Source organism: Streptomyces sp. NPDC014889 (genome assembly GCF_043081205.1).
GTDB lineage: Bacteria > Actinomycetota > Actinomycetes > Streptomycetales > Streptomycetaceae > Streptomyces.
In genome coordinates this window covers 107,470-128,035 of the sequence record NZ_JBIBWH010000005.1, presented here as the reverse complement: position 1 = coordinate 128,035, position 20,566 = coordinate 107,470, and the positions used below count along the sequence as shown (strand labels likewise).

General features: G+C 70.4%; 14 protein-coding genes. 5 read left to right on the top strand and 9 right to left on the bottom strand.

The genetic code is table 11. From position 1 onward, the window contains the following. Positions 1–167: 167 nt before the first annotated feature. The gene (locus tag ACF09J_RS11630) at positions 168–1,202 is read right to left on the bottom strand and encodes a GDP-mannose 4,6-dehydratase (RefSeq protein WP_392305208.1); all 1,035 of its coding nucleotides are present in this window, start codon (positions 1,200–1,202) and stop codon (positions 168–170) included. A 284-nt stretch (positions 1,203–1,486) separates the two neighbouring features. On the opposite strand from ACF09J_RS11630, the gene ACF09J_RS11625 reads away from it, so the two are divergent. Both ACF09J_RS11625 and ACF09J_RS11620 read left to right on the top strand, forming a co-directional pair. Beyond that, the gene (locus ACF09J_RS11625; RefSeq protein WP_392305207.1) at positions 1,487–3,235 is read left to right on the top strand and encodes an ABC transporter ATP-binding protein; all 1,749 of its coding nucleotides are present in this window, start codon (positions 1,487–1,489) and stop codon (positions 3,233–3,235) included. Beyond that, a complete protein-coding gene (locus ACF09J_RS11620) occupies positions 3,216–5,063 on the top strand; it encodes an ABC transporter ATP-binding protein (RefSeq protein WP_392305206.1) in 1,848 nt (615 codons plus the stop codon). The genes ACF09J_RS11625 and ACF09J_RS11620 overlap by 20 nt, the downstream gene beginning before the upstream one ends. Before the next feature lie 19 nt (positions 5,064–5,082). Here ACF09J_RS11620 and ACF09J_RS11615 read toward each other — a convergent pair whose 3' ends face one another. From ACF09J_RS11615 to ACF09J_RS11590, 6 genes are all read right to left on the bottom strand, one after another. After that, the gene (locus tag ACF09J_RS11615) at positions 5,083–6,501 is read right to left on the bottom strand and encodes a ricin-type beta-trefoil lectin domain protein (RefSeq protein WP_392305205.1); all 1,419 of its coding nucleotides are present in this window, start codon (positions 6,499–6,501) and stop codon (positions 5,083–5,085) included. 330 nt (positions 6,502–6,831) lie between these two features. Beyond that, positions 6,832–7,752 carry an ROK family protein gene (locus ACF09J_RS11610; RefSeq protein WP_392305413.1) on the bottom strand — a complete coding sequence of 307 codons (921 nt, stop codon included), beginning with the start codon at positions 7,750–7,752 and terminating at the stop codon, positions 6,832–6,834. 62 nt (positions 7,753–7,814) lie between these two features. Next, a complete protein-coding gene (locus tag ACF09J_RS11605) occupies positions 7,815–9,593 on the bottom strand; it encodes a dipeptide ABC transporter ATP-binding protein (protein WP_392305204.1) in 1,779 nt (592 codons plus the stop codon). Then, entirely contained in the window at positions 9,590–10,489 is a 900-nt protein-coding gene (locus tag ACF09J_RS11600) for an ABC transporter permease (protein WP_392305203.1), read from the bottom strand. The genes ACF09J_RS11605 and ACF09J_RS11600 overlap by 4 nt, the downstream gene beginning before the upstream one ends. Then, positions 10,486–11,445 (bottom strand): ABC transporter permease, encoded by a 960-nt coding sequence (locus tag ACF09J_RS11595; protein ID WP_392305202.1) that lies wholly within the window; start codon positions 11,443–11,445, stop codon positions 10,486–10,488. Before ACF09J_RS11595 ends, ACF09J_RS11600 begins: the two co-directional genes overlap by 4 nt. A gap of 188 nt (positions 11,446–11,633) precedes the next feature. Further along, entirely contained in the window at positions 11,634–13,448 is a 1,815-nt protein-coding gene (locus ACF09J_RS11590) for a peptide ABC transporter substrate-binding protein (RefSeq protein WP_392305201.1), read from the bottom strand. A gap of 311 nt (positions 13,449–13,759) precedes the next feature. On the opposite strand from ACF09J_RS11590, the gene ACF09J_RS11585 reads away from it, so the two are divergent. The 3 genes from ACF09J_RS11585 to ACF09J_RS11575 all read left to right on the top strand — a co-directional run bounded on the left by ACF09J_RS11585 (position 13,760) and on the right by ACF09J_RS11575 (position 17,553). Beyond that, positions 13,760–15,010: an ROK family protein gene (locus ACF09J_RS11585; protein WP_392305200.1), complete on the top strand. Its 1,251-nt coding sequence runs from the start codon at positions 13,760–13,762 to the stop codon at positions 15,008–15,010. Positions 15,011–15,262: 252 nt separating this feature from the next. After that, positions 15,263–16,786 carry a M81 family metallopeptidase gene (locus ACF09J_RS11580; RefSeq protein WP_392305199.1) on the top strand — a complete coding sequence of 508 codons (1,524 nt, stop codon included), beginning with the start codon at positions 15,263–15,265 and terminating at the stop codon, positions 16,784–16,786. Then, positions 16,783–17,553, top strand: a complete 771-nt coding sequence (locus tag ACF09J_RS11575; RefSeq protein WP_392305198.1) for a copper homeostasis protein CutC — start codon at positions 16,783–16,785, stop codon at positions 17,551–17,553. The genes ACF09J_RS11580 and ACF09J_RS11575 overlap by 4 nt, the downstream gene beginning before the upstream one ends. 404 nt (positions 17,554–17,957) lie before the next feature. Here ACF09J_RS11575 and ACF09J_RS11570 read toward each other — a convergent pair whose 3' ends face one another. Together ACF09J_RS11570 and ACF09J_RS11565 are read right to left on the bottom strand one after the other, a co-directional pair. Then, entirely contained in the window at positions 17,958–19,718 is a 1,761-nt protein-coding gene (locus tag ACF09J_RS11570; RefSeq protein ID WP_392305197.1) for an Hsp70 family protein, read from the bottom strand. After that, the gene (locus ACF09J_RS11565; protein WP_392305196.1) at positions 19,715–20,482 is read right to left on the bottom strand and encodes a hypothetical protein; all 768 of its coding nucleotides are present in this window, start codon (positions 20,480–20,482) and stop codon (positions 19,715–19,717) included. Before ACF09J_RS11565 ends, ACF09J_RS11570 begins: the two co-directional genes overlap by 4 nt. Between the last annotated feature and the right edge of the window lie 84 nt (positions 20,483–20,566).

Genomic DNA, 20,566 nt, shown 5'->3' with positions numbered 1-20,566 from the left:
CTCAACCCATCCCGACGGCCGACGGCCGTACACGCATCGCCGAAATTTCTGCGCCGTGCTGCAGAACACCGACTCGCCACATGGCTCTCCCCGGCGGGAGATGCCATGAGGCGAGTCTGGCCGGAAGTCCGGCAGGAAATCCCTAGTAGTCGGAGGGCTTTCGCCCGTTACCAGCTGTGCGTCAGCAGAAGGTCGTCGAGTTCGTTCTGCCGGGAAACCATCGCGAGGTCGGCGTCGACCATCATTCGCATGAGTTCGGGGAAATCGACACTCGGCTTCCAGCCCAGCTGCACCTGCGCCTTGGCGCTGTCGGCGCACAGCACCTCGACCTCGGCGGGGCGTACCAGGTCGGGGTCGACGACGACGTAGTCCTCCCAGTCGAGGTCCACGTGCTCGAAGGCGTAGCGGACCGCGTCGCGCACGGTGTGCATCTCGCCGGTGCCGATCACGTAGTCGTCGCCGGCGTCCTGCTGGAGCATCAGGTGCATGGCGCGGACGTAGTCGCCCGCGTAGCCCCAGTCACGGACCGCGTCCATGTTGCCGAGGGCCAGCTTCTCCTGGAGTCCCAGCTTGATGCGGGCGACCGCGAGGGAGATCTTGCGGGTCACGAACTCCTGGCCGCGGCGGGGGGATTCGTGGTTGAACAGCATTCCGGAGACCGCGTACATGCCGAAGGACTCACGGTAGTTGCGGGTGATGAAGTGGCCGTACGCCTTGGCCGCGCCGTAGGGGCTGCGCGGGTGGAAGAGCGTGGTCTCCCGCTGCGGCGTCTCGGCGACCTTGCCGAACATCTCCGAGGAGGACGCCTGGTAGAAGCGGATCTGGCCCTCGGGGCCCGCGGTGCGGGACATGCTCAGTCCGCTCACCATGCGGATGGCTTCGAGCACCCGCAGCACGCCCATGCCGTTCACCTCGGTGACCAGCTCGGCCTGCTGCCAGGACATCGGCACGAACGAGATCGCGCCGAGGTTGTACACCTCGTCCGGCTGTACTTTGTCGACCGCCGAGACCAGGCTGCCCTGGTCCATCAGGTCGCCGTCCACGAAGGACAGTTCGGAAACGAGCCGGCTCACCCGGGACTTGCGCGGGTTGGCCTGGCCACGGATGAGGCCCCATACCTGGTACCCCTGCGACAGCAGGTGCTCCGCCAGATAGGAGCCGTCCTGGCCGGTAATTCCGGTGATCAGTGCGCGCTTGGGCATGTCATCCCCATCTCGACCGCGAAGAGACCGTCCAAACGCTGCGCTCGGTCGACGACCTTGGCGGGAGAAAGCTGTCCGGACGATAGACACCGGCACGTTCCCAAGCGGCGGAAGTCAATGTCAACGCTTCTCGAACTTACTAGGGAATTCCCGGCGGGTGGTCACGGCCGACGGAAACACTAGGGAAATCCGGGTGCGGTGTGGGTTCGAATGGCCGGGTCGGCGTGCGGCCGACTCCGTTCCAACGGGCGGCTCCTGGCCGCCGTCAACCGGGGTGTCATTCCGTGCTGTTGAGACTCATGCGCACACGACTGCGCCCCTATACCGGGTCCGTTGTCGTTCTGGTGGTGCTGCACCTGGTGCAGATCCTCGGCACGCTGCTGCTGCCGACGCTGGGCGCCGCGCTCATCGACGAAGGGGTCGTCCGCGAGGACAGCGACCGCATCGGCGTCATCGGCGCGGCGATGGCGGTGGTGGCGCTGGTGCAGATCGCCGCGGCGCTGGGTGCCGCGGCCCTGGGCGCGCGCACCTCCACCGCGCTCGGCCGGGACCTGCGGTCCGCGGTCTTCCGCCGTGTGCTGGACTTCTCCGCCCGCGAGATGGGCCGTTTCGGCACCCCGTCCCTGCTGACCCGCTCGGTGAACGACGTGCAGCAGGTGCAGAACCTCGCGCAGTCCGGGCTCGGCATCTTCGTGGCGGCCCCTCTGATGTGCCTGGGGAGTGTGGTGCTCGCGCTGCGCCAGGACGTGGCGCTGGCCCTGATCCTGGTCCCGATGGTGCTGGTGGTGGGCGTCTGCTTCGGTCTGCTGCTGGCCCGTATGGCCGCGCTGTACGCCCGGCTCCAGCTCACCCTGGACCGTGTCGGGCGGCTGCTGCGGGAGCGGATCACCGGGGTGCGCGTGGTGCGTTCCTTCGCCCGCGACTCCTACGAGAGCGAGCGCTTCACCCGCACCAACGAGGAACTCTTCGGCCTGTCCCTCGGGGTGGGCCGGCTCATCGCGGTGATGCTGCCGTCGGTCCTGCTGCTGATGAACCTCTTCACCCTGGCGCTGCTGTGGGTGGGGGCCCGGCGGATCGACTCGGGCAGCATGCAGATCGGCTCGCTCAGCGCCTTCCTCAGCTATCTGTCGCTCATCCTGATGTCCGTGGTGATGCTCGCGTTCGTGTTCCTGAACGTGCCGCGGGCCCGGGTGTGCGCGGAGCGGATCGCGGAGGTCCTCGACGCGCGGACCGATGTCGTCCCGCCGGCCGCGCCGCGGCCCATGACGGCTCCCGCCGGGCAGGTCGAGCTGGTGGGCGCCGAGTTCCGCTACCCGGGCGCCGAGAACGCCGTGCTGCGGGACCTGTCGCTGACGCTGCGGCCCGGGGAGCGGGTCGCGGTCCTCGGCAGTACCGGCGCCGGCAAGACCACGCTGCTGCACCTGATCCTGCGGCTGGTCGACGCGACCGCGGGCGAGGTGCGGATCGGCGGCACGGACGTGCGCGAACTGGACCCGTCGGTACTGGCCGGGGCCGTCGGCTACGTGCCGCAGCGTCCTTACCTGTTCGCCGGGACCGTGGCGACCAATCTGCGCTTCGGCCGGCCGGACGCCACGGACGAGGAGTTGTGGGAGGCGCTGCGGGTCGCCCAGGCGGACGACTTCGTGGCCCGGCTCGGCGGCCTCGACGCGGAGATCGCCCAGGGCGGCACCACCGTCTCCGGCGGCCAGCGCCAGCGGCTGGCGATCGCGCGGGCGCTGCTGCGCCGCCCCGCCGTCTATCTCTTCGACGACTCCTTCTCGGCGCTCGACCAGAGCACGGAGGCGGCCCTGCGGGAGGCCCTCGTGCCCTGGACGGCGGGCGCCACCGTGGTCACCGTCGCGCAGCGCGTGGCCTCCGTGCGCGACGCCGACCGGATCGTCGTCCTGGACCAGGGTGGCATCGCCGCCACCGGCACCCATGACGCGCTGCTGCGCGACAGTCCCACCTACCGCGAGATCGCGCTCTCGCAGCGCACCCGAGAGGAAGCCGCTCATGGCGCCGGACGTCCCTGAGGAGCACGAGGAGGCGCGCGACGAGGCGCACGAAGAACAGGCGCCCGAATCGGACCGGCCGGTGCGCCGGCTCGCCGGCCTGCTGCGCCCGCACCGCCGCTCCGTGGGCGTCGCCCTGGCGGCGGGTGTCGTCGGCATCCTCCTCAACGCCTGCGGCCCGCTCCTGCTGGGCCGCGTCACCGACCTGATCGCCGACGGCGTCCTCGGGAAGGGCGGACCGGCTTCGGGCATCGACTTCGGGGAACTCGGCCGGCTGCTGCTGATCCTGCTGGTCCTGTACGTGCTGGCGTCGGCGTTCATGCTGGTCCAGAACTGGCGGGTGGCGTCGGTGGTCCGGCTGCTCATCCACGACCTGCGGCACCGGGCGCAGGAGAAACTGGCGCGACTGCCGCTGCGTCACTTCGACCGGCAACCGGCCGGCGAGACGCTCAGCCGCACCACGGACGACGTCGACAACCTCCAGCAGACGCTCCAGCAGACCCTGACCGATCTGATCAGCTCGGTGTTCTCGCTGGTCATCATGTTGTCCCTGATGCTGTTCATCTCGCCTTCGCTGGCCGGGGTGATGCTGCTGAGCGTCCCGGTGTCGGGGCTGCTCGCCACCTGGATCGCCAAGCGGGCCCAGCCGCGCTACGCCGCCCAGTGGACCGCGAGCGGCCGCCTGACCGCGCACGTCGAGGAGATGTGCGCCGGGCACACGCTGGTGAAGGCCTTCGACCGGCGGGCGGAGGCCGAGCGGCGCTTCGACGAGCGCAACGAGGCCGTGTACCGGGCCGGTGCCGGTGCGCAGTTCGCGTCCGGCGCGATCGAGCCCGTGATGATGTTCGTCGCCAACCTCGGCTATGTCGCGGTCGCCGTGGTCGGTGCCTGGAAGGTCGTGGACGGCTCGCTGACCCTGGGCGACGTGCAGGCGTTCATCCTGTACGCGCGGCAGTTCAGCCAGCCGATCGTGGAGATCGCCTCGGTCGCGGGCCGCCTCCAGTCCGGAGTGGCCTCGGCGCAGCGGGTGTTCACGCTGCTCGACGCGCCGGAGCAGGAGCCCGAACCGCGCAGCCCGCTCGCGCCGCAGCGCGCCGAGGGCCGGGTGGAGTTCCAGGACGTGTCGTTCCGCTACTCCCCCGACGTGCCGCTCATCGAGGGCCTGTCCCTGTCGGTGGAACCCGGCAGCACGGTCGCGATCGTCGGCCGGAGCGGCGCCGGCAAGACCACGGTCGCCAACCTGCTGATGCGCTTCTACGAGATCGACTCGGGCCGCATCCTCCTGGACGGCACCGACATCGCCGCGATGAACCGCGACGACCTGCGCTCCCGCTTCGGCCTCGTCCTCCAGGACACCTGGCTGTTCAAGGGCACGATCGCCGAGAACATCGCCTACGGCACCCCGGGCGCGACCCGCGCGGACGTCGTGGAGGCGGCCCGCGCGACCTGCGCCGACCGGTTCATCCGCACCCTGTCGCAGGGCTACGACACGGTCCTGGACGACGAGTCCGGCAGTGTCAGCGCCGGTGAGAAGCAACTGATCACGGTCGCGCGGGCGTTCCTCGCCCAGCCCGCCGTGCTCATCCTGGACGAGGCGACCAGCTCCGTGGACACCCGCACCGAGCTGCTGATCCAACGGGCCATGAACACCCTGCGCGCGGGCCGGACCAGCTTCGTGATAGCCCACCGCCTGTCCACCGTCCGCGACGCCGACGTCATCGTCGTCATGGACTCCGGCCGCATCGTGGAACAGGGCACCCACGACCAACTCCTCGCGGCCCAGGGGGCGTACGCCCGCCTCCACGCATCCCGCGCGAACGCCCCGACGGCCGAGGCGACGGCCGGCTGACCGGCCCGCGCGGCTGGTGTCAGCCGCGTGTCCACCGCTGGTTGGAGCCGCCGTTGCAGGTGTAGAGCTCGATCTTGGTGCCGTTGGCGGTCTTCTGGCCGATCACGTCCAGGCAGAGGCCGGACTGGACTCCGGTGACGGTGCCGTCGGCGTTGAGGTTCCACTGCTGGTTGGTGCCGCCGTTGCAGGTGTAGATGTCCACGATGGTGCCGGGGGTCCTGCCCTGCTGGTAGGCGTCGAGGCACTTGTCGCCGTAGACCTGGAGCTGCTTGCCGGAGGTGTAGAGCCACTGCTGGTTGGCGCCGCCGAGGCAGTCCCAGATCTGGAGCTGGGTGCCGTCGGTGTGGGATCGGTCGGTCACGTCCAGGCAGCGGTTGGAGGCCGCGGAGCGCAGGGAGGAGGCCACTGCCCATCCGTACCTGACCCGGTCGGCTCCGCTGACGTTGGTGGTGGTCAGGGTGAGGTCGGTGCCGGAGCCGCTCAGGGTCTGCAGGGTGTAGGAGTCGCCGGTGCGCAGGCCGGGCCAGTACACCGAGCCCATGCCGAGGGCGCGGACGGTGTCGGTGTCGGCGCGCAGGTAGCGCACGAAGTTGTCGGTGCTGCCCGCGTTGTTGTAGTCGAGGCCGGTGGTCATCGGGGAGCCGAACTCGTCCAGGACGGTGCGCGAGGCGCAACCGCCGATGCGGTTCTTGAGGTCGGTGACCCAGTCGTTGTAGGTGTGGGTGCCCCAGAAGCCGTAGTGGTGCAGGGACAGGTAGGTACCGCTCAGCCGGGAGTCGGCGCAGACGGTGGTGACGTTGTCGTTGTAGCCGGAGCCGCTGACGAAGACACGGTCGCGGGGGATCGAGGGCCGGTCGGTGATCCACTGGGCGGCCAGGTTCGCCCAGGCTGAGGCGGTGTAGCCGAAGGGCTCGTTCATCGGCTCGAAGTACACCAGGCCGTTGCCGCCGTACTTGGCGGTGACGGTGTTCCACATGGCGTTCCACGCGTTGGTGTCGTCGACCTTGCCGTCCTTGTGGCTGGGGCCCTCCCAATAGCCGAGGACGACCTTGAAGCCCATGGCGGTGGCGGCGTCAATGGCCCCGGTGTAGGCGTTCCACCAACTGGTGCCGACGGAGTACGGATTGATCGGCAGGCGCACGGTGTCGGCGCCGAGATTGTTCCGGAAACCAGTCAGGACGGCGGTGGCCTTGGCGTGGACGGTGGCGTAGCTGTCGGCGGTGGACAGGCCGGAAGGGACGACGGCATCGTCGGCGTAGTTGTCGCGCGGGTCCGCCCAGTTGACGCCGTGGAACCCGCCGGCCGCGAGCGTGCTCGGACCGGTGGACGCGACGGCGGGCGGCGCCGTGCCCAGCAGGGCGGTCACCGCCATCGCCAGGGCGGTCACCGCCGTGACCAGGGTGGACGCCGTGAGGGGGCGGCGGACGGAAGGAGCCATGCTCGTCATGTGTGCCTTTCTGGCCTGCCGACGCATCACCGCACCGGCGATCCCGACGGCGTCCCGCCGTACGGGGCGAGTGTGGCGGTTCCGCCATGAACACGTCAATAACTCTTGCGTCAAGCGCCGCAAGCGAGTCGCCCGACAGCCGCCGAGCGCGTGCCCGCGGCCGCCACGCGCTCACCGGCGCCCCACGAAAACGCGACAAGGACCCCGACCGTCAGGTCGAGGCCCTCGCTCGCGTATCGGTAGAGCGCGTGTCCGACATGGTCCACCCGCCCGGCCAGGTGGTCCGCTGGCCGGGCCCGCGGGCTTCGGGGCCGGGGGTCCCTACGCCGTCGCTCTCACCTCCGTGCCCAGTTCGCGTCGGGCGCGGGCGGCGGCGCCGACCGGGACGGCGTCGGAGGCCAGGGCGGCCCGCACCAGGCGGACGGGGTGGCCGCTGACCGGGGGCTCGGCGGCGAGGGCGGACAGGATGACGGGCTCCAGCAGGGGCCAGGCGCGGCTGACGCCGCCGCCGACGACCACCGTGGTGATGTCGACGACGCCCGCCGTGATGACGATCGCGCGGGCGATGCCCGCTCCCGCGGCGCGGTACACCGCGAGAGCGTCCTCGTCGCCACGGGCGGCGGCCTCGGCGACTTCGCGGGCGGTGAGGCGGCGGCCGGTGCGGTCGGCGTAACGAGCCCCGATGGAGCGGCCGGAGGCCAGTGTCTCCAGGTGGCCCCGGCCGCCGCAGGAGCAGTGCAGGTCGCCGAAGCCGGGGATGTGCCCGATCTCGCCGGCCGCGCCGTGCGGACCCGCGTACAGGGCGCCGCCGGTCCACAGGGCACCGCCGACGCCGGTCCCCAGGGTCATGCCGAGGACGTCGGCCTCGCCGCGCACCGCTCCGCCGTAGACCTCCCCGTAGAGGAAGGCGTTGACGTCGTTGTCCAGGAAGGCCGGGACGCCGAGGGCCTCCTCTACGGCGGCGGTGACGGCGAAGCCGGCCCAGCCGCGGAAGGAGTCGCTGGCGACCAGGATGCGGCCGTTCGCGGAGTCCACCACCCCGGCGGCGCCGATTCCGGCGCCCACCAGGCGGCCCGGGGTGCGGGCCAGCAGCGGGGCGAGCGCGTCGAGCGCGGCGCCGACCATGGCCCGGCCGCCCTCGAGCGCCGGGGTGGGGACCTCCGCACGGTCGAGGACGGTCAGTTCGTCCGCGCAGACCACCACCTGGGTGGTGGTGCCGCCGATGTCGATGCCGGCGAACAGCGGCCGGAGGTCGGTGGCAATGGCCGGGTCCTGCGGGGTGCAGGGAGGGAGGAGCGGTCCGGTCACGCCTGGGCCTCCGTACGGCCGGCCGCGAGGGTGGCCAGGCGTTCGGCCCTGCGCCCCCGCTGCACCACCGGGTCGGGCACCGGCACGGCGGCCAGCAGACGGCGGGTGTAGTCGGTCTCCGGACGCAGCAGGGTCGTCCCGGTGGAGCCCTGCTCCTCGATGCGGCCGGCGCGCATCACGACGACGCGCTGCGCGAAGTGCTGCACGACGGCGAGGTCGTGGGAGACGAACAGGCAGGCGAAGCCGAGTTCGCCCTGGAGTTCGGTGATGACCTCCAGGACCGCTTCCTGCACGCTCACGTCGAGCGCGCTGGTGGGTTCGTCGGCGACCAGCAGCCGGGGCTCCAGGATCAGGGCCCGGGCCAGGCTGACCCGCTGGCGTTGTCCGCCGGAGAGTTCGCGGGGCGCGCGCCGGGCGACTTCGCGGGGCAGCCGGACCCGGTCGAGGACGGCGGCGACCTTGGCCTGCCGGTCCTTGGCGGACAGGCCGCGACGGTGCACCCGGAGGGGTTCGGCGATGCACTCGCCGACGGTCATCCGCGCGTCGAGGGAGGCCACCGGGTCCTGGAGGACGACACCGATACCGGCCCGCAGGGCGCGGCGGGCCCGGGCGCGGGTGCGGCCGAGGTCGGCGCCGAACAGCGAGACGGTGCCGGAGGTGGGCGGGATCAGGCCGAGCGCGACCCGGGCGGCGGTGGACTTGCCGGAGCCGGACTCGCCGACCAGGCCCAGGGTCTGGGCCGGCCCGACCCGGAACGACACTCCGTCGAGGGCGCGTACGGCGGCCCTGCCGCGGCCGAACACCACATTGATGTCACGCAGTTCGACCACCGCTTCGCCCTCGGGGCCGCCGGGCCCGGCAGGCGAGGCCGACGGCGCGGCCGCGGAACGCTTCGTCTGGGCCGGCACGGACGCGGCAAGCCGGCCGGTGCCGTCCGCGGCCTCGGCGACGGACAGCCGGGGCACGGCGGCCAGCAGGCGCCGGGTGTAGTCGTGGGCGGGGCGCAGCAGGACGTCCTCGACCGATCCGGTCTCCACGATCTCGCCCTGGTACATGACGGCGACCCGGTCCGCGAAGTCGGCGACGACGCCCATGTTGTGGGTGACGAGCAGCACGCCGGTGCCGGTCTCGACGGCGAGCCGGCGCAGCAGGTCGAGGATCTCGGCCTGCACGGTCACGTCGAGGGCGGTGGTCGGCTCGTCGGCGATGAGCAGGCCCGGCTCGTTGGCGATGGCCATGGCGATCACGACCCGTTGGCGCTGTCCGCCGGAGAGCTGGAACGGGTAGGCGTGGGCGCGCTTCTCCGGTTCGGGGATGCCGACCCGGCGCAGCAGTTCGACGGCCTCGGCGGCGGCGTCCTTGGCGGACACCTCGCGGTGGTTGCGGATCACCTCGGCGATCTGCTTCCCGATCCGGGTGAGCGGGTCGAGCGCGGTGGCCGGCTCCTGGAACACCATGGAGACGGTCTTGCCGCGCAGCGCCGCGAGGCCGTTCTCCGAGGCGCCGACGATCTGGGTGCCGGCGATGACGGCGCTGCCGGTGGCGTGGGCGTTCCCGGCGAGCAGGCCCATCGCGGCGAGCGCGATGGTCGACTTGCCGGAGCCGGACTCGCCGACCAGGGCCAGCGTCTCCCCCGGCCGGACCTGGAGGGACACGCCCCTGACCGCGGGTACGTCGCCGGTCTCGGTGGTGAAGACGACGCCGAGGTCGTCGAGTTCGAGGATCGGGCCGGACGCCGCGGTGCGGGCGGCGGAGCCCTTGGTGGTGGCGGTCATCCGCGTCCCCTCACATCGAATGCGTCGCGGAGTCCGTCCCCGATCGCGTTGAACGCCCACACCACCAGGATGATGGCCAGGCCGGGCGGCAGGATGAGCCACCAGTAGCCGGAGTAGGCGGCGGTGAGACCTGCGGAGAGCATGCCGCCCCAGTCGGTCTGCGGCGGCCTGACTCCCATGCCCAGATAGGAGACGTAGGCGACGAGCAGGATGGCGTCGGCGACCTGGAAGGTCGCTGCGACGATGATGGTGGAGACCGAGTTCGGCAGGATGTGCCGCAGGATCGCCCGGGCGTGCGTGCCGCCGATGGCGCGCAGGGTCAGCACGTAGTCCCGGTTCTTCAGGGTCAGCGTCTCGGCGCGGACCAGCCGGGACGGCACCAGCCAGGACACCAGGCCCAGGATGAGGACGAGACCGGTCAGGCCGGGCGTGGTGATGGCGGAGACCACCAGCAGGATGAACAGCGCGGGGATGGCGATGCCGGCGTCGACGATCCGCATCATCACGGCGTCGATCCAGCCGCCCGCGTAACCGGCGGCGGCGCCCCACAGCGTGCCGATGACGGTGGCGAGGACGCCCGCGGCGAGGCCGACGATCAGGGAGACCTTGCCGCCGTACATCAGCCGGCCCAGCTCGTCGTGGCCGACGGCGTCGGTGCCGAGCCAGTGCGCGCCGCTCGGGGCGAGGTTGACCTGCTGAAGCATGGTGTGGGTCTGGTCGGTGGAGTACACCAGCGGGCCGGCGAAGCAGAACAGGAAGAAGAGGACCACGACGGCGAGTCCGACGACGGCCAGCTTGTTGCGCAGGAAGCGGCGGACGGCGAGTCGTGCGCCGGAGGTCTCGCGCGGCCCGGCGGCCTTCGACGGGGCCATGTCCGGCTGGATGACGGCGCTCATGCCCGGCCTGCCTTCACTCGGGGGTCGATGATCCGCTGGACGATGTCGGCGAGCAGGGTGCCGACGACGGTGGCGACGGCGATCACCAGGACGCAGCCCAGCAGGACCGGGTAGTCGGAGGACTGCGCGGCGGTCCAGAACAGCAGCCCCATCCCGGGGTAGTTGAAGAGCTGCTCGACGACCAGGGCGCCGCCGAAGAGCACCGGCACGTAGTAGCCGAGCATGGCGACCACGGGCGTCAGCGAGTTGCGGAACACGTGCCGCCACAGGATGGCGCGGCCGCGGGAGCCGCCCGCCCTGGCCGTGCGGACATAGTCCTCGGAGAGGTTCTCCAGGGTGGCCGCCCGCATGTAGCGGCTGAACACCGCGACCATGGAGGCCGCGCCCGCGACCACCGGCAGTACCAGGGCCTGCGGTTCGGAGAACACCTGGCCCAGCGTCTCGCCCTGCGGAGCCTGCGACGGGAACCACGCCAGCGCCTGGCTGAAGACCAGCACCAGGATCAGCCCGAGGAAGTACACGGGCGTGGAGTAGGCGATGAAGCTCAGCGTGGTGATGACGTAGTCCACCGGCTTGTTGCGGCGCACGGCCTGCCACATGCCCATCGGGATGGCGAGGACGAGGCCGACGAGAGCCGACAGCACGGTGAGGACCAGGGTCTTCGGCAGCCGCTCGGTGATGAGCTGGGAGACCGGCTCGTTGAGGGTGTACGAGGTCCCGAGGTCCCCGTGCAGCAGTTGGCCGAGGTAGTAGAAGTACTGCACGGGCAGGGGCTTGTCGAGACCCTGTTCGTGGTTGAAGTGGGCGATCTGCTGTGCGGTGGCCTGCGGCCCGAGGATCCCGCGCGCGGGGCCGCCGGGCAGGGCGTGCAGCAGGCCGAAGACGACGATCGTCACGATGACGATCACCGCGACGGCCTGGAGGACACGTCTGATCAGGTACGAGGAAGTACTCATGTGTTTTCCGGTCGCTTCGTGTCTGTGGCGCGCGCGGGCGTCACCTGGACATGGACGTCACTGCGACGTGGGTGCCGGCGTGGCGGGTGCCGGTGTGGCGCCGGCGCGCGAGGGGTGCGCGCGGGTCCCGGGGCGGCCCGGCCGGGTGGCCGGACGGCTCCGCAGACCCGCGCGGGCACCGACCGGGCTTACTTGGTCCACTTCCACATGGCGGGGTGGAAGTTGGCGAGGGAGTCCTGGGCGAAGCCGCCGAGGCCGTCCCTGACCACGGAGATCTGGTAGTCGGGCTCCGGCAGCCAGACCACGGGGAGGTCCTTGGCGAGCGCGGCGCTGTACTTCTGCACCGCCTCGTTCGAGGAGGACGTGGTGGTCTCGCTGATCAGCTTGTCGACCTCGGCGTTGGAGTAGTTGCCGAAGTTGGAGCCGCCGCCGGTGGCGAACAGCGAGTCACCGCTCGGGTAGGCGGGGAAGTACCAGCTGCCCGCGGTGCCGAAGAAGGACAGCTGCCACTTGCAGCTCGACTGGTCGGCGGTGCACTGGCCGGCCTGCGACAGGACGGAGTTGACGGGGGCGGTCTTGATGCCGAACTTGATGCCGGTCTTCGCGAACGACGACTGCAGCGCGCTCATCATGTTGTCGGTCACGGTGGAGCCGGACTGGGACAGCACCTCCATCTCGAACTTGGTGCCCTTGTCGACGCCCGCGCCGCACTGGTTGTCGCCGGTGCCGGGGCTGGTGCACACCATGGTGCCGCCCTGCTCGGTCCAACCGTGGTCGGTGAGCAGCTTCTTCGCCTTGGCGGTGTCGAAGGGGTACGGGTTGTTCTTCTGCTCCGAGGAGACGAAGGACGATTCCTGGCCCTGCGGGATCGGGCCGTAGGTGGAGACGGCGGTGCCGTTGAAGACCACCTTGGAGAGGGTGGTCTGGTCCACCGACATCTGGATCGCCTGGCGGGCGTACAGCTGCTTGAACACCGGGCCCATGGTGGGGTTGTTGAAGTTGTACGGCAGGTAGGTGATCGCCCAGCCGGTCCACGGCTTCACCGAGTAGCCCTTGGCCTTGAAGGACGACTCCTGGCTCAGGTCGGTGGCGTTGATGTAGCCGTAGTCGACGGTGCCGGCGCGAAGGGCGTTCACCTCGGCCTCGGTGGTGGTGAACGGAAGAAGGTTGACGTTCTTGATGTTGGCCTTGCCGCCGCCGTCGTACTTCGCGTTGGCGGTCAGCTCGACCTTGCCCGCGGTGGAGAACGACTTGATGGTGTACGGGCCGCTGACCGTCTTCCACAGCGGGTCGGTCGCGTAGCCGCTGATCTTCTTGGCGGCGTTGTTGAGGTACGTCCAGACCTTCTTGGCGCCGGCGGCGGTGCGGTCCAGGTCGGAGACGGCGCCGGAGTCGCTGGTCTTGTCCCAGACGTGCTGCGGCATCGTGCGGATCATGCTCAGCTCGTTGGCGAGCATCCACTCCTGGTTGTACGCCTTGTCGAAGGTGATCGTGAAGTGGGTGTCGTCGATCGTCTTGAAGGAGGTCCAGTTGTCCGGCGCCTTGCCCGGGCTGTAGCTTGCCCAGTCCGCCTTGTTGGCCTTGACCAGATTGAACCAGAACTCAACGTCGCGCGAGGTGATCTGCTTGCCGTCGCTCCAGTGACGATCGCCGAGGGTGATCGTCACGCTCTTGCTGTCCGCGGCGAACTTCGCGTCGGTGGCCAGCGAGTTGTCCTTGTTCCAGCCGACCTTGCCGGTGGAACCGTCGTACGCGATCAGCGGCTCCCAGACGGCCTGGGATATGGAGGAGTTGTTGGTGTTCAGGTGCGAGGCGGTGCCGACCGGGAGGATCCAGTTCGGCGTGAAGTTCGCCGGGAGGGCGTAGTTGATGGTGTCCGACGACGCCGAGCCCGAGGACGAGGTACCACCGCCGGAACAGCCGGTGAGCAGCGCGCCGGTGGTGACGGCGGCACCCGCGACGAGGGCCCAGCGGCGGCCGGCCGCCGTATGAGCAAGGAACATGGCTCTCCTCAGAGTGAAAGGACCCGTCCCGGGAGACCGGGTCGGCGCCGCGGGGTCGGCGCTGTGTACGGCGACAGTCAACGACGGACGCGCCGAACAAACAAACAAGAATTAGTAAAAAGTAAGGTCCTGCGGCCTCGATAAAAGTCACATCCATCCACTCCAGGCGCCTCAGCCGATGCCTATGTGTCAATTTGAGGCGATTTCACCTGCGTCAACACTTCTCCACTTTCTTCATGGAGCTGTTCCCCGCCCACCTGATCGGGCGTACTGTCTCCGTCACACCCACCGTTGCGGAAGTTAGTTCGTACATGACTGAAATAAGTGCACGGGACCGCAAGGCCGGCAAGGGCGTGTCCTCGAAGGGCACGACCACCCTCGCCACGCGGGTCCTCGAACTCGTCGCCTCGGGCCAGGCGTCGTCCCGCGCCGAACTCGCGGAACTCCTCGGCACGGCCGCCTCCACCATCTCCCTGACCGTGGCTCAGCTGGTCGAGCGCGGGCTCATCGCCGAGGAGGGCACCCAGTCCTCCACCGGCGGCCGCCCCCGCAGGGTCCTCAGGGTGGGCAGCAACGACGAGTACGCCGTCGCCGCCGACGTCGGCGGCCGCCATGCCCGGATCGGTGTGGTGCTCCCGGGCGGCGGTGTCCGTGATGTCGCCAACGTCCCGTTCGAGGTCGCCGACGGTCCCGAGGCCGCCCTGCCGAGGCTCGTCGAGCACCTGGAGTCCCTCGTCGAGCAGCGTGGACGCGACCGGCTCCGGGGCGTCGGGCTCTCCCTGCCCGGGCCGGTGGACGTCGCCTCCGGCGCCGTCGTCCTGCCGTCCCGGATGCTCGGCTGGAACCGCTTCCCGGTCGCCGCTTGGCTGGAGGAGCGCTTCGGGGTCCCCGCCGCCGTCGACAACGACGCCAACTGCATGGCGCTCGGCGAGCAGAGCGTCAGGCCCGCCGAGCACCGGCAGTCGATCATGGTGAAGATCGGCTCGGCAATCGGTGCCGGCGTCATCGCCGACGGTCGCCTCTACCGGGGCGCCACCGGAGCCGCCGGCGACATCACCCACATCCGCATCGACGGCGGCGCCGACATCCCCTGCTCCTGCGGCAACACCGGCTGCCTGGAGACGGTGGCGTCCGGCGCCGCGCTCGTCCGCATCCTGCGCGAACGCGGTCTCGACGTCGCCAGCCCCGAGGACGTGGTACGGCTCGCCACCGACGCCGACCCGGAAGCCACCCGCGCCGTCCGCAGGGCGGGCGACCACCTCGGCCAGGTGCTCGCCGCCAACGTCAACTTCTTCAACCCGGACGCCGTCTACCTCGGCGGCATCCTCTCCACCCTCGAACCGTTCGTCGCCGCGGTGCGCAGCAAGCTCTACGAGAGCTGCCACCCGCTGGTGACCCAGCACCTCACCATCGAGCGGGCCAGTCTCGGCGCCGACGCCGGCCTGGTCGGCGCCGGACTCTTCGCCCTGCAGCGCGCCCTGGCCCGCGCCCTCGGCGACATCGGCCGCGCCACCCCCGGCGCCGACCGGCAGCACACCGCCGCGGGCCACGGAGGGATCTGACGCCGCTGCAAAAAGCCTGGCAGTCGCTTAAATTACTCCGCTCACACGGCGACGTACCCGCCCGGGAACCGCGGCCCGCACCCCGGCTCCCGGGCGATCCCCCGGCCCCCGCCCCCGAGCCCTGAAACCAGGGGCCTGTCCAGGGGCCACTCCCGCAGTCCCCGCACCCGCCCGGATACCGAAGTCCGCGGCACGCCCCCTCGTGGCGGGCCGCGGAACGAGCCTCACGCCCCACACCCCGTCCGAGGAGCCATGTCGCACACCCGCACCCCCGCCGCCCGCCCGGTCATCGCCGTCGCCGGGCTCGGCATCGAGTCCTCCACCTTCTCCCCCGCCCGCACCGAGGCCCCCGCCTTCCACCCCTCGCGCGGCTCCGAGATCTTCGACCGGTACCCCTTCCTCGCCCCTGGCGAGGAACTGCGTGAGGCCGCCGAATGGCACGGCGCTCTGGTCGGCAAGTCGCTGCCCGGCGGCACCGTCACCGCCGCCGCCTGGACCGCGCTCACCGAGGAGCTCATCGAACGCCTCGCCGCGCTGCCCCGGTTGGACGGCCTCTGGTACGACATCCACGGCGCCATGACCGTGGAGGGAATCGACGACGCCGAGGCCGTGCTCCTTGAGCGGATCCGCGCCACTGTCGGCCCCGACGTGATCGTCTCCACCTCGATGGACCTGCACGGCAACGTCTCCCGCGAACTCGCCCACCGCAGCGACCTGATCACCTGTTACAGGATGGCCCCGCACGAGGACCACATGGAGACCAAGGAGCGTGCCGTCCGCAACCTGGTCGACCTGCTGGCGTCCGGCGCCCCCCGCCCGGTCAAGGCGTGGGTCCCGGTCCCGGTGCTGCTGGCCGGCGAGCAGACCTCCACCCGGATCGAACCCGCGAAGAGCGTGTACGCGGCGGTCGACGAGGTCGAGGCCGCCGACGGCGTGACGGACGCCGCCATCTGGGTCGGCTACGCCTGGGCCGACGAACCCCGCAACCGCGCCGTCGTGGTCGTCACCGGCGACGACACGGCCGCGGTCTCGGTCGGCGCCGAACGCCTCGCCCGGGGCTTCTGGAACGCCCGCCACGACTTCGACTTCGTCGCCCCGACCGGCACGTACGACGAACTCCTCGACGAGGCCCTCGCCTCCGACCAGCGGCCGTACTTCATCAGCGACACCGGCGACAACCCCACCGCGGGCGGCGCCGGTGACGTCACCTGGGGCCTGACCCGGCTCCTTGAGCGCCCCGAGTTCCAGAAGGAGGACGGGCCGACCGTCATCTACGCCTCGGTGCCGGGACCCGCCGCGATCGAGACCGCCGTCGCCGCCGGGGTCGGCGCCACCGTCACCGTCACCGCCGGCGCCGAGGTCGACGACCGGCACGCCGGCCCCGTCACCCTCACCGGCGTGGTCCACGCGATCCGGCACGGCGACCGGGACGCCGGGACCGAGGTCGTCATCCGGGTCGGCAGCGTGCACGCGATCCTCACCAGGCGGCGCAAGCCGTACCACCACGAGCACGACTTCACCGGCCTCGACCTCGACCCGCGCTCCGCCGACATCGTGATCGTCAAGATCGGCTACCTGGAGCCCGAGCTGTTCGACATGTCGGTCGGCTGGAAGATGGCCCTCACTCCCGGCGGAGTCGACCAGGACCTGGTACGCCTCGGCCACCGCCGCATCCGCCGCCCGATGTTCCCCTTCGACCGCGACATGGCCGACCCGGACCTGACGGCCCGTATCATCCCGGCCTCCGACCAGCCGCTCACCGGGGACGACGAATGACCGACCACACCATCCGGCCGGCACTGGAGATCGCCGTCACCTCACCGGCCGGTGCCCGTGTCGCCCTCGACCACGGAGCCGACCGCGTCGAACTCTGCACCGGCCTGGAACTGGGCGGTCTGACCCCGTCGGCCGCCCTCGTCGAGGCGGTCGCCGCCGTAGGCCTGCCGGTGCAGGTCCTGGTCCGCTGCCGACCGGGCGACTTCGTCCACGACGCCGAGGAGATCGCCCTGATGGTCGCCGAGGTGCGGTCCGTGATCGCCTCCGGCGCCTCCGGCGTGGTCGTCGGCGCGCTCACCGCCGACGGCGGCCTCGACACCGACGCCGTCACCCGCCTCGCCGCGGCGGCCCATGAGACGGGCCGCCCGGTCGAAGTGACCCTGCACCGCGCGATCGACCTGTCCGCGGACCCGGTCGCCACCGCCGCGCTGTTGCCCGCCCTGGGGCTCACCCGGATGCTCACCTCCGGCGGCGCTCCGGCCGCCGGAGAGGGTCTCGCCGCGCTCGCCGCCATGGTCGAGGCCGCGCCCGGTGTGCAGGTCATGGCCGGCGGCGGGGTGCGCCCCGCCGACATCCCGGCCCTGACCGCCGCCGGTGTCGCCGCCGTCCACCTCTCCGCGAAACGCCGCGCCGAACCCCGGCGCGGGGGCGCATGGATCCCCCTCGGCGCCTCCAGCGCCTCCGCCGAGCAGGACACCTACTTCGTCACCGACCCAGCGGTGGTCGCCGAGGCCAGGAGAATGCTGGAATCGCGGGCGACGGGCTGACCGACCGTGCGCTCGCCTGCCGGAGCGCGCCGCCCCGAGAGTGCGCGGTTGCGTTGGACCGCGGACTCTCGGGGCGGGAGGATGCACCGGAACCGATCACCGACCGGAGCCTTCGAAAGACCCAGAGCGGTTCATCAAGTCCGGCAATCGCACTGGGCGCCGTTGTGGTCATCCAGGAGGTCTTGCTCCCTGGTGAGGATGCGCACTTCGGTGGCGCCGACCATTCTCTGGGTTCTGGACGATCTCGGGCACCGCCGCCGGCGACAACCCAGGGCGACTCTGCTGCGCTATTCGCGCCAACTGCGCAGATGGGGTGGACGGTGTCTATCGGTCGCCTTCCTGCCGCAGCAGTGGAGCGAGCCATTGGCGCACCTGGGAATTACGCAACAGAGTCCAGCGGTCGGTCAAAGTCCCCCCGTCACCACTCCCTGCGGCTCGCCGTTGACCGTTACAGCAGGGTCGGCCTCCACCACGCGCACGGACATGTTGATCGGTGCGGGTCGGGCGTTGGCCGTTTCGGCTGCCGAGAGGTGTCGGACGTTGGGGGAGCCGTTGGCGAACGGGCGGACGGTGTGGGCCAAGAGGCGGGTCAGTTCATCGTCGAGGCCGTGCTGCAGTGGGGTGCCGTCGGGGCCGAAGGAGTCGATCTCACGCTCGGCGAGCACCACGCCGGTCTCCGCGTGGGTGGCGGTGAAGCGCAGGATGCCGCTCTCGTTGTAGCGGAACTTGATCTCGATCTTGTTCCGGCGGGTGTCCTGTTCGCGGGTCGGGAGATTCACCTCGATGTTGGCCAGGGGGAAGGCACGGTCGCTGTCGGCCGGGTAGCCGACCTCGCCCTCGATCACCGGCACGCGCACGAAGGAAGCGCCCGGCGTGTCCGGGTAGAAGTTGGCCGAACCCTCTGCGGGGAGCGTGGCGTTGCGTCGGATGATGGCGCGGAAGCCCTTCTGTTCGCCCGCGCTCACGGCCGTTCCCAGGTCGTAACTGGTCACCAGGGAGAAGTCGCTGTCGTCGCCGAGTTCGCTGTCGAGAGAGGCCGCATAGATGGCCGCGCCTCGGGCGACGGCGGTCATGGGCCGGCACAGGCCGCTGTCGACGATGCGGTCGTGGCCGAGCAGCTCGCCCACGGCGTGACGCACCTGGGGGATCTGCGAGGTTCCGCCGATCATCAGAACCGAGTCGATGTCGTCCGGGGTGATGGCCAGGTCTTCCAGCGCCTGCTGGATCGGCTCCAGGGCACGGGTGATGAGCGGGGCGATCGCCTCGGTGTACTCGGCCGCGGAGATCCTGACCTCGCGCTTCGATATCGAGGGGGCGAGGCCGACCGGGAGGTCGAAGAAGAGCGCTCCGTCCACCGGCACGGAGGACAAGGCGATCTTCGTCAGCTCGACTGACCGTCGCCACCGGCGTCGTTCGGCCTTGGTGAGCAGGTCCGCGGTCAGGCCGATCTTCTGCTGGATCAGCTGGGCCAGCGCGTTGTCGAACTCCATGCCTCCGAGGGCGGTGATACCGCGGGAGGTCTGCTCCTCGAAGAGGCCGTCGTCGTATTCAAGGACGGTGACGTCGATGGTGCCGCCGCCCCAGTCGAAGACGAGGAAACGGCCGGGAATCGGGACGTCGCGGACGTACGAGATCGCAGCCGCGGTGGGCTCGTTGAGCAGGGCCCGGACCTTCACTCCGCCGAGCGCTGCCGCGGCACGGGTGCGGTAGCGGGCGCCGCCCGTCGCCTTGGCGGGGACGGTGACGACCGCATCGGAGAGGTCGAGCAGCTGGGCGGAGACACCTTCCTTCATGCGGCTGAAGAGGGCGGCGGCCGCGACCGTGCTGTGGAACTTCTCCGAGCCGACCCAGACGTGGTGCTCCTCGAGCTGGACGGCGGCCTCGAGACCGTCGATGTCGCCGTCCTTCTCGGCACCGGAGCGGGTGCCGAGCATGCGCTTCACGGCATCGAGCGGCTCACTGGTGCCGGTCTTCGCCTCCCAGCCGAAGCAGAGTGTGCGCTGCACGTCGCGGACGGACAGCACGGAGGGGAAGAGCTGCTCGAACTCCGACATCCGCCACTGGGCCGGCACGCTGTCGCCGTCGACCGGCAACACCTCGGTGGTGTGCCCGTTCCAGTGGGCCACCACGGAGTTGCTCGTGCCGAAGTCGATACCGAAAGTCATTGCGTTCCCCTTTGCTTCATCCTGCGGCCCCAGTTACCTCCAGAGCGGGGACGTGAACCGCCGTTTCGCCGCCCATCGCCTCTGTGCTGCTGCTTTTCAGATTCCTGACCCCGGTGTGACTTCTTCCTCTCCTGCTGTACAGGAGCATCCTTCTCCGGCTTCTTCTTATCCACTTCTGCATGGTTCGCCCTGCGTTTCTGCCCCGGTTTCATCTTGCTGGGCTCGGGCGAGGGCTTGGGGAACGGTGCCTCCGCGATTGCCCGCAGCCAGCCGCGTTCGACAAGCTTCCCGGACTCCTTGTCGACATAGGCCGGCGCGACGACTTCGTAGGTGACCGGGCCTCTTTTCGTCACACCTGGCTGGTCATCCACGACGTTGAACAGCAACTGATCGCCAGTGTCACCAACGATCTGCAGGCCGGCCTTCGCCGCCTCGTGGTCGAGGCGGGTCAGCACCGCTTTCAAGCTCTTCGCGTCCAGCGCCTGCCGGTGCAGGACGGCCAGTTGGGCCAGGTGCATCTGGCGCGTGCGGATACTCTCCAGCACACCCTTGCGTACTGCTTCGGTGAACTGGGGAAGCACTCGGCGCATCAGCTCGGCCCGGAGGGCCGAGACCAGATCGGCCTCAGTTTCCTTGTCGGCCAGGGCCGCGCCCAGTTCCTCCGTCGCCGCCTCCAACTCCTTCTCCACCACGGGCAGGAGCGTCTCGTTGACCGACTTCAGGATCGCGGCGGCGTCCAGGGTCCCCGGAGTGAACTCGGGCAAGAGGCTTTCGGTGAACCGCCAGGGCGCAGTTTCAGCCGCCCTGCGCTCACCGCGTTTCCGCACACTTCCGTTGTTCGGCCCACG

Excerpts from the sequence above, each read along its gene's own strand:
- ACF09J_RS11585 (WP_392305200.1), top strand. The coding sequence starts at position 13,760 with ATGACTGAAATAAGTGCACGGGACCGCAAGGCCGGCAAGGGCGTGTCC.
- ACF09J_RS11590 (WP_392305201.1), bottom strand. The coding sequence starts at position 13,448 with ATGTTCCTTGCTCATACGGCGGCCGGCCGCCGCTGGGCCCTCGTCGCG.
- ACF09J_RS11595 (WP_392305202.1), bottom strand. The coding sequence starts at position 11,445 with ATGAGTACTTCCTCGTACCTGATCAGACGTGTCCTCCAGGCCGTCGCG.
- ACF09J_RS11605 (WP_392305204.1), bottom strand. The coding sequence starts at position 9,593 with ATGACCGCCACCACCAAGGGCTCCGCCGCCCGCACCGCGGCGTCCGGC.
- ACF09J_RS11615 (WP_392305205.1), bottom strand. The coding sequence starts at position 6,501 with ATGGCTCCTTCCGTCCGCCGCCCCCTCACGGCGTCCACCCTGGTCACG.
- ACF09J_RS11630 (WP_392305208.1), bottom strand. The coding sequence starts at position 1,202 with ATGCCCAAGCGCGCACTGATCACCGGAATTACCGGCCAGGACGGCTCC.
- ACF09J_RS11570 (WP_392305197.1), bottom strand. The coding sequence starts at position 19,718 with ATGACTTTCGGTATCGACTTCGGCACGAGCAACTCCGTGGTGGCCCAC.
- ACF09J_RS11580 (WP_392305199.1), top strand. The coding sequence starts at position 15,263 with ATGTCGCACACCCGCACCCCCGCCGCCCGCCCGGTCATCGCCGTCGCC.
- ACF09J_RS11575 (WP_392305198.1), top strand. The coding sequence starts at position 16,783 with ATGACCGACCACACCATCCGGCCGGCACTGGAGATCGCCGTCACCTCA.
- ACF09J_RS11620 (WP_392305206.1), top strand. The coding sequence starts at position 3,216 with ATGGCGCCGGACGTCCCTGAGGAGCACGAGGAGGCGCGCGACGAGGCG.
- ACF09J_RS11600 (WP_392305203.1), bottom strand. The coding sequence starts at position 10,489 with ATGAGCGCCGTCATCCAGCCGGACATGGCCCCGTCGAAGGCCGCCGGG.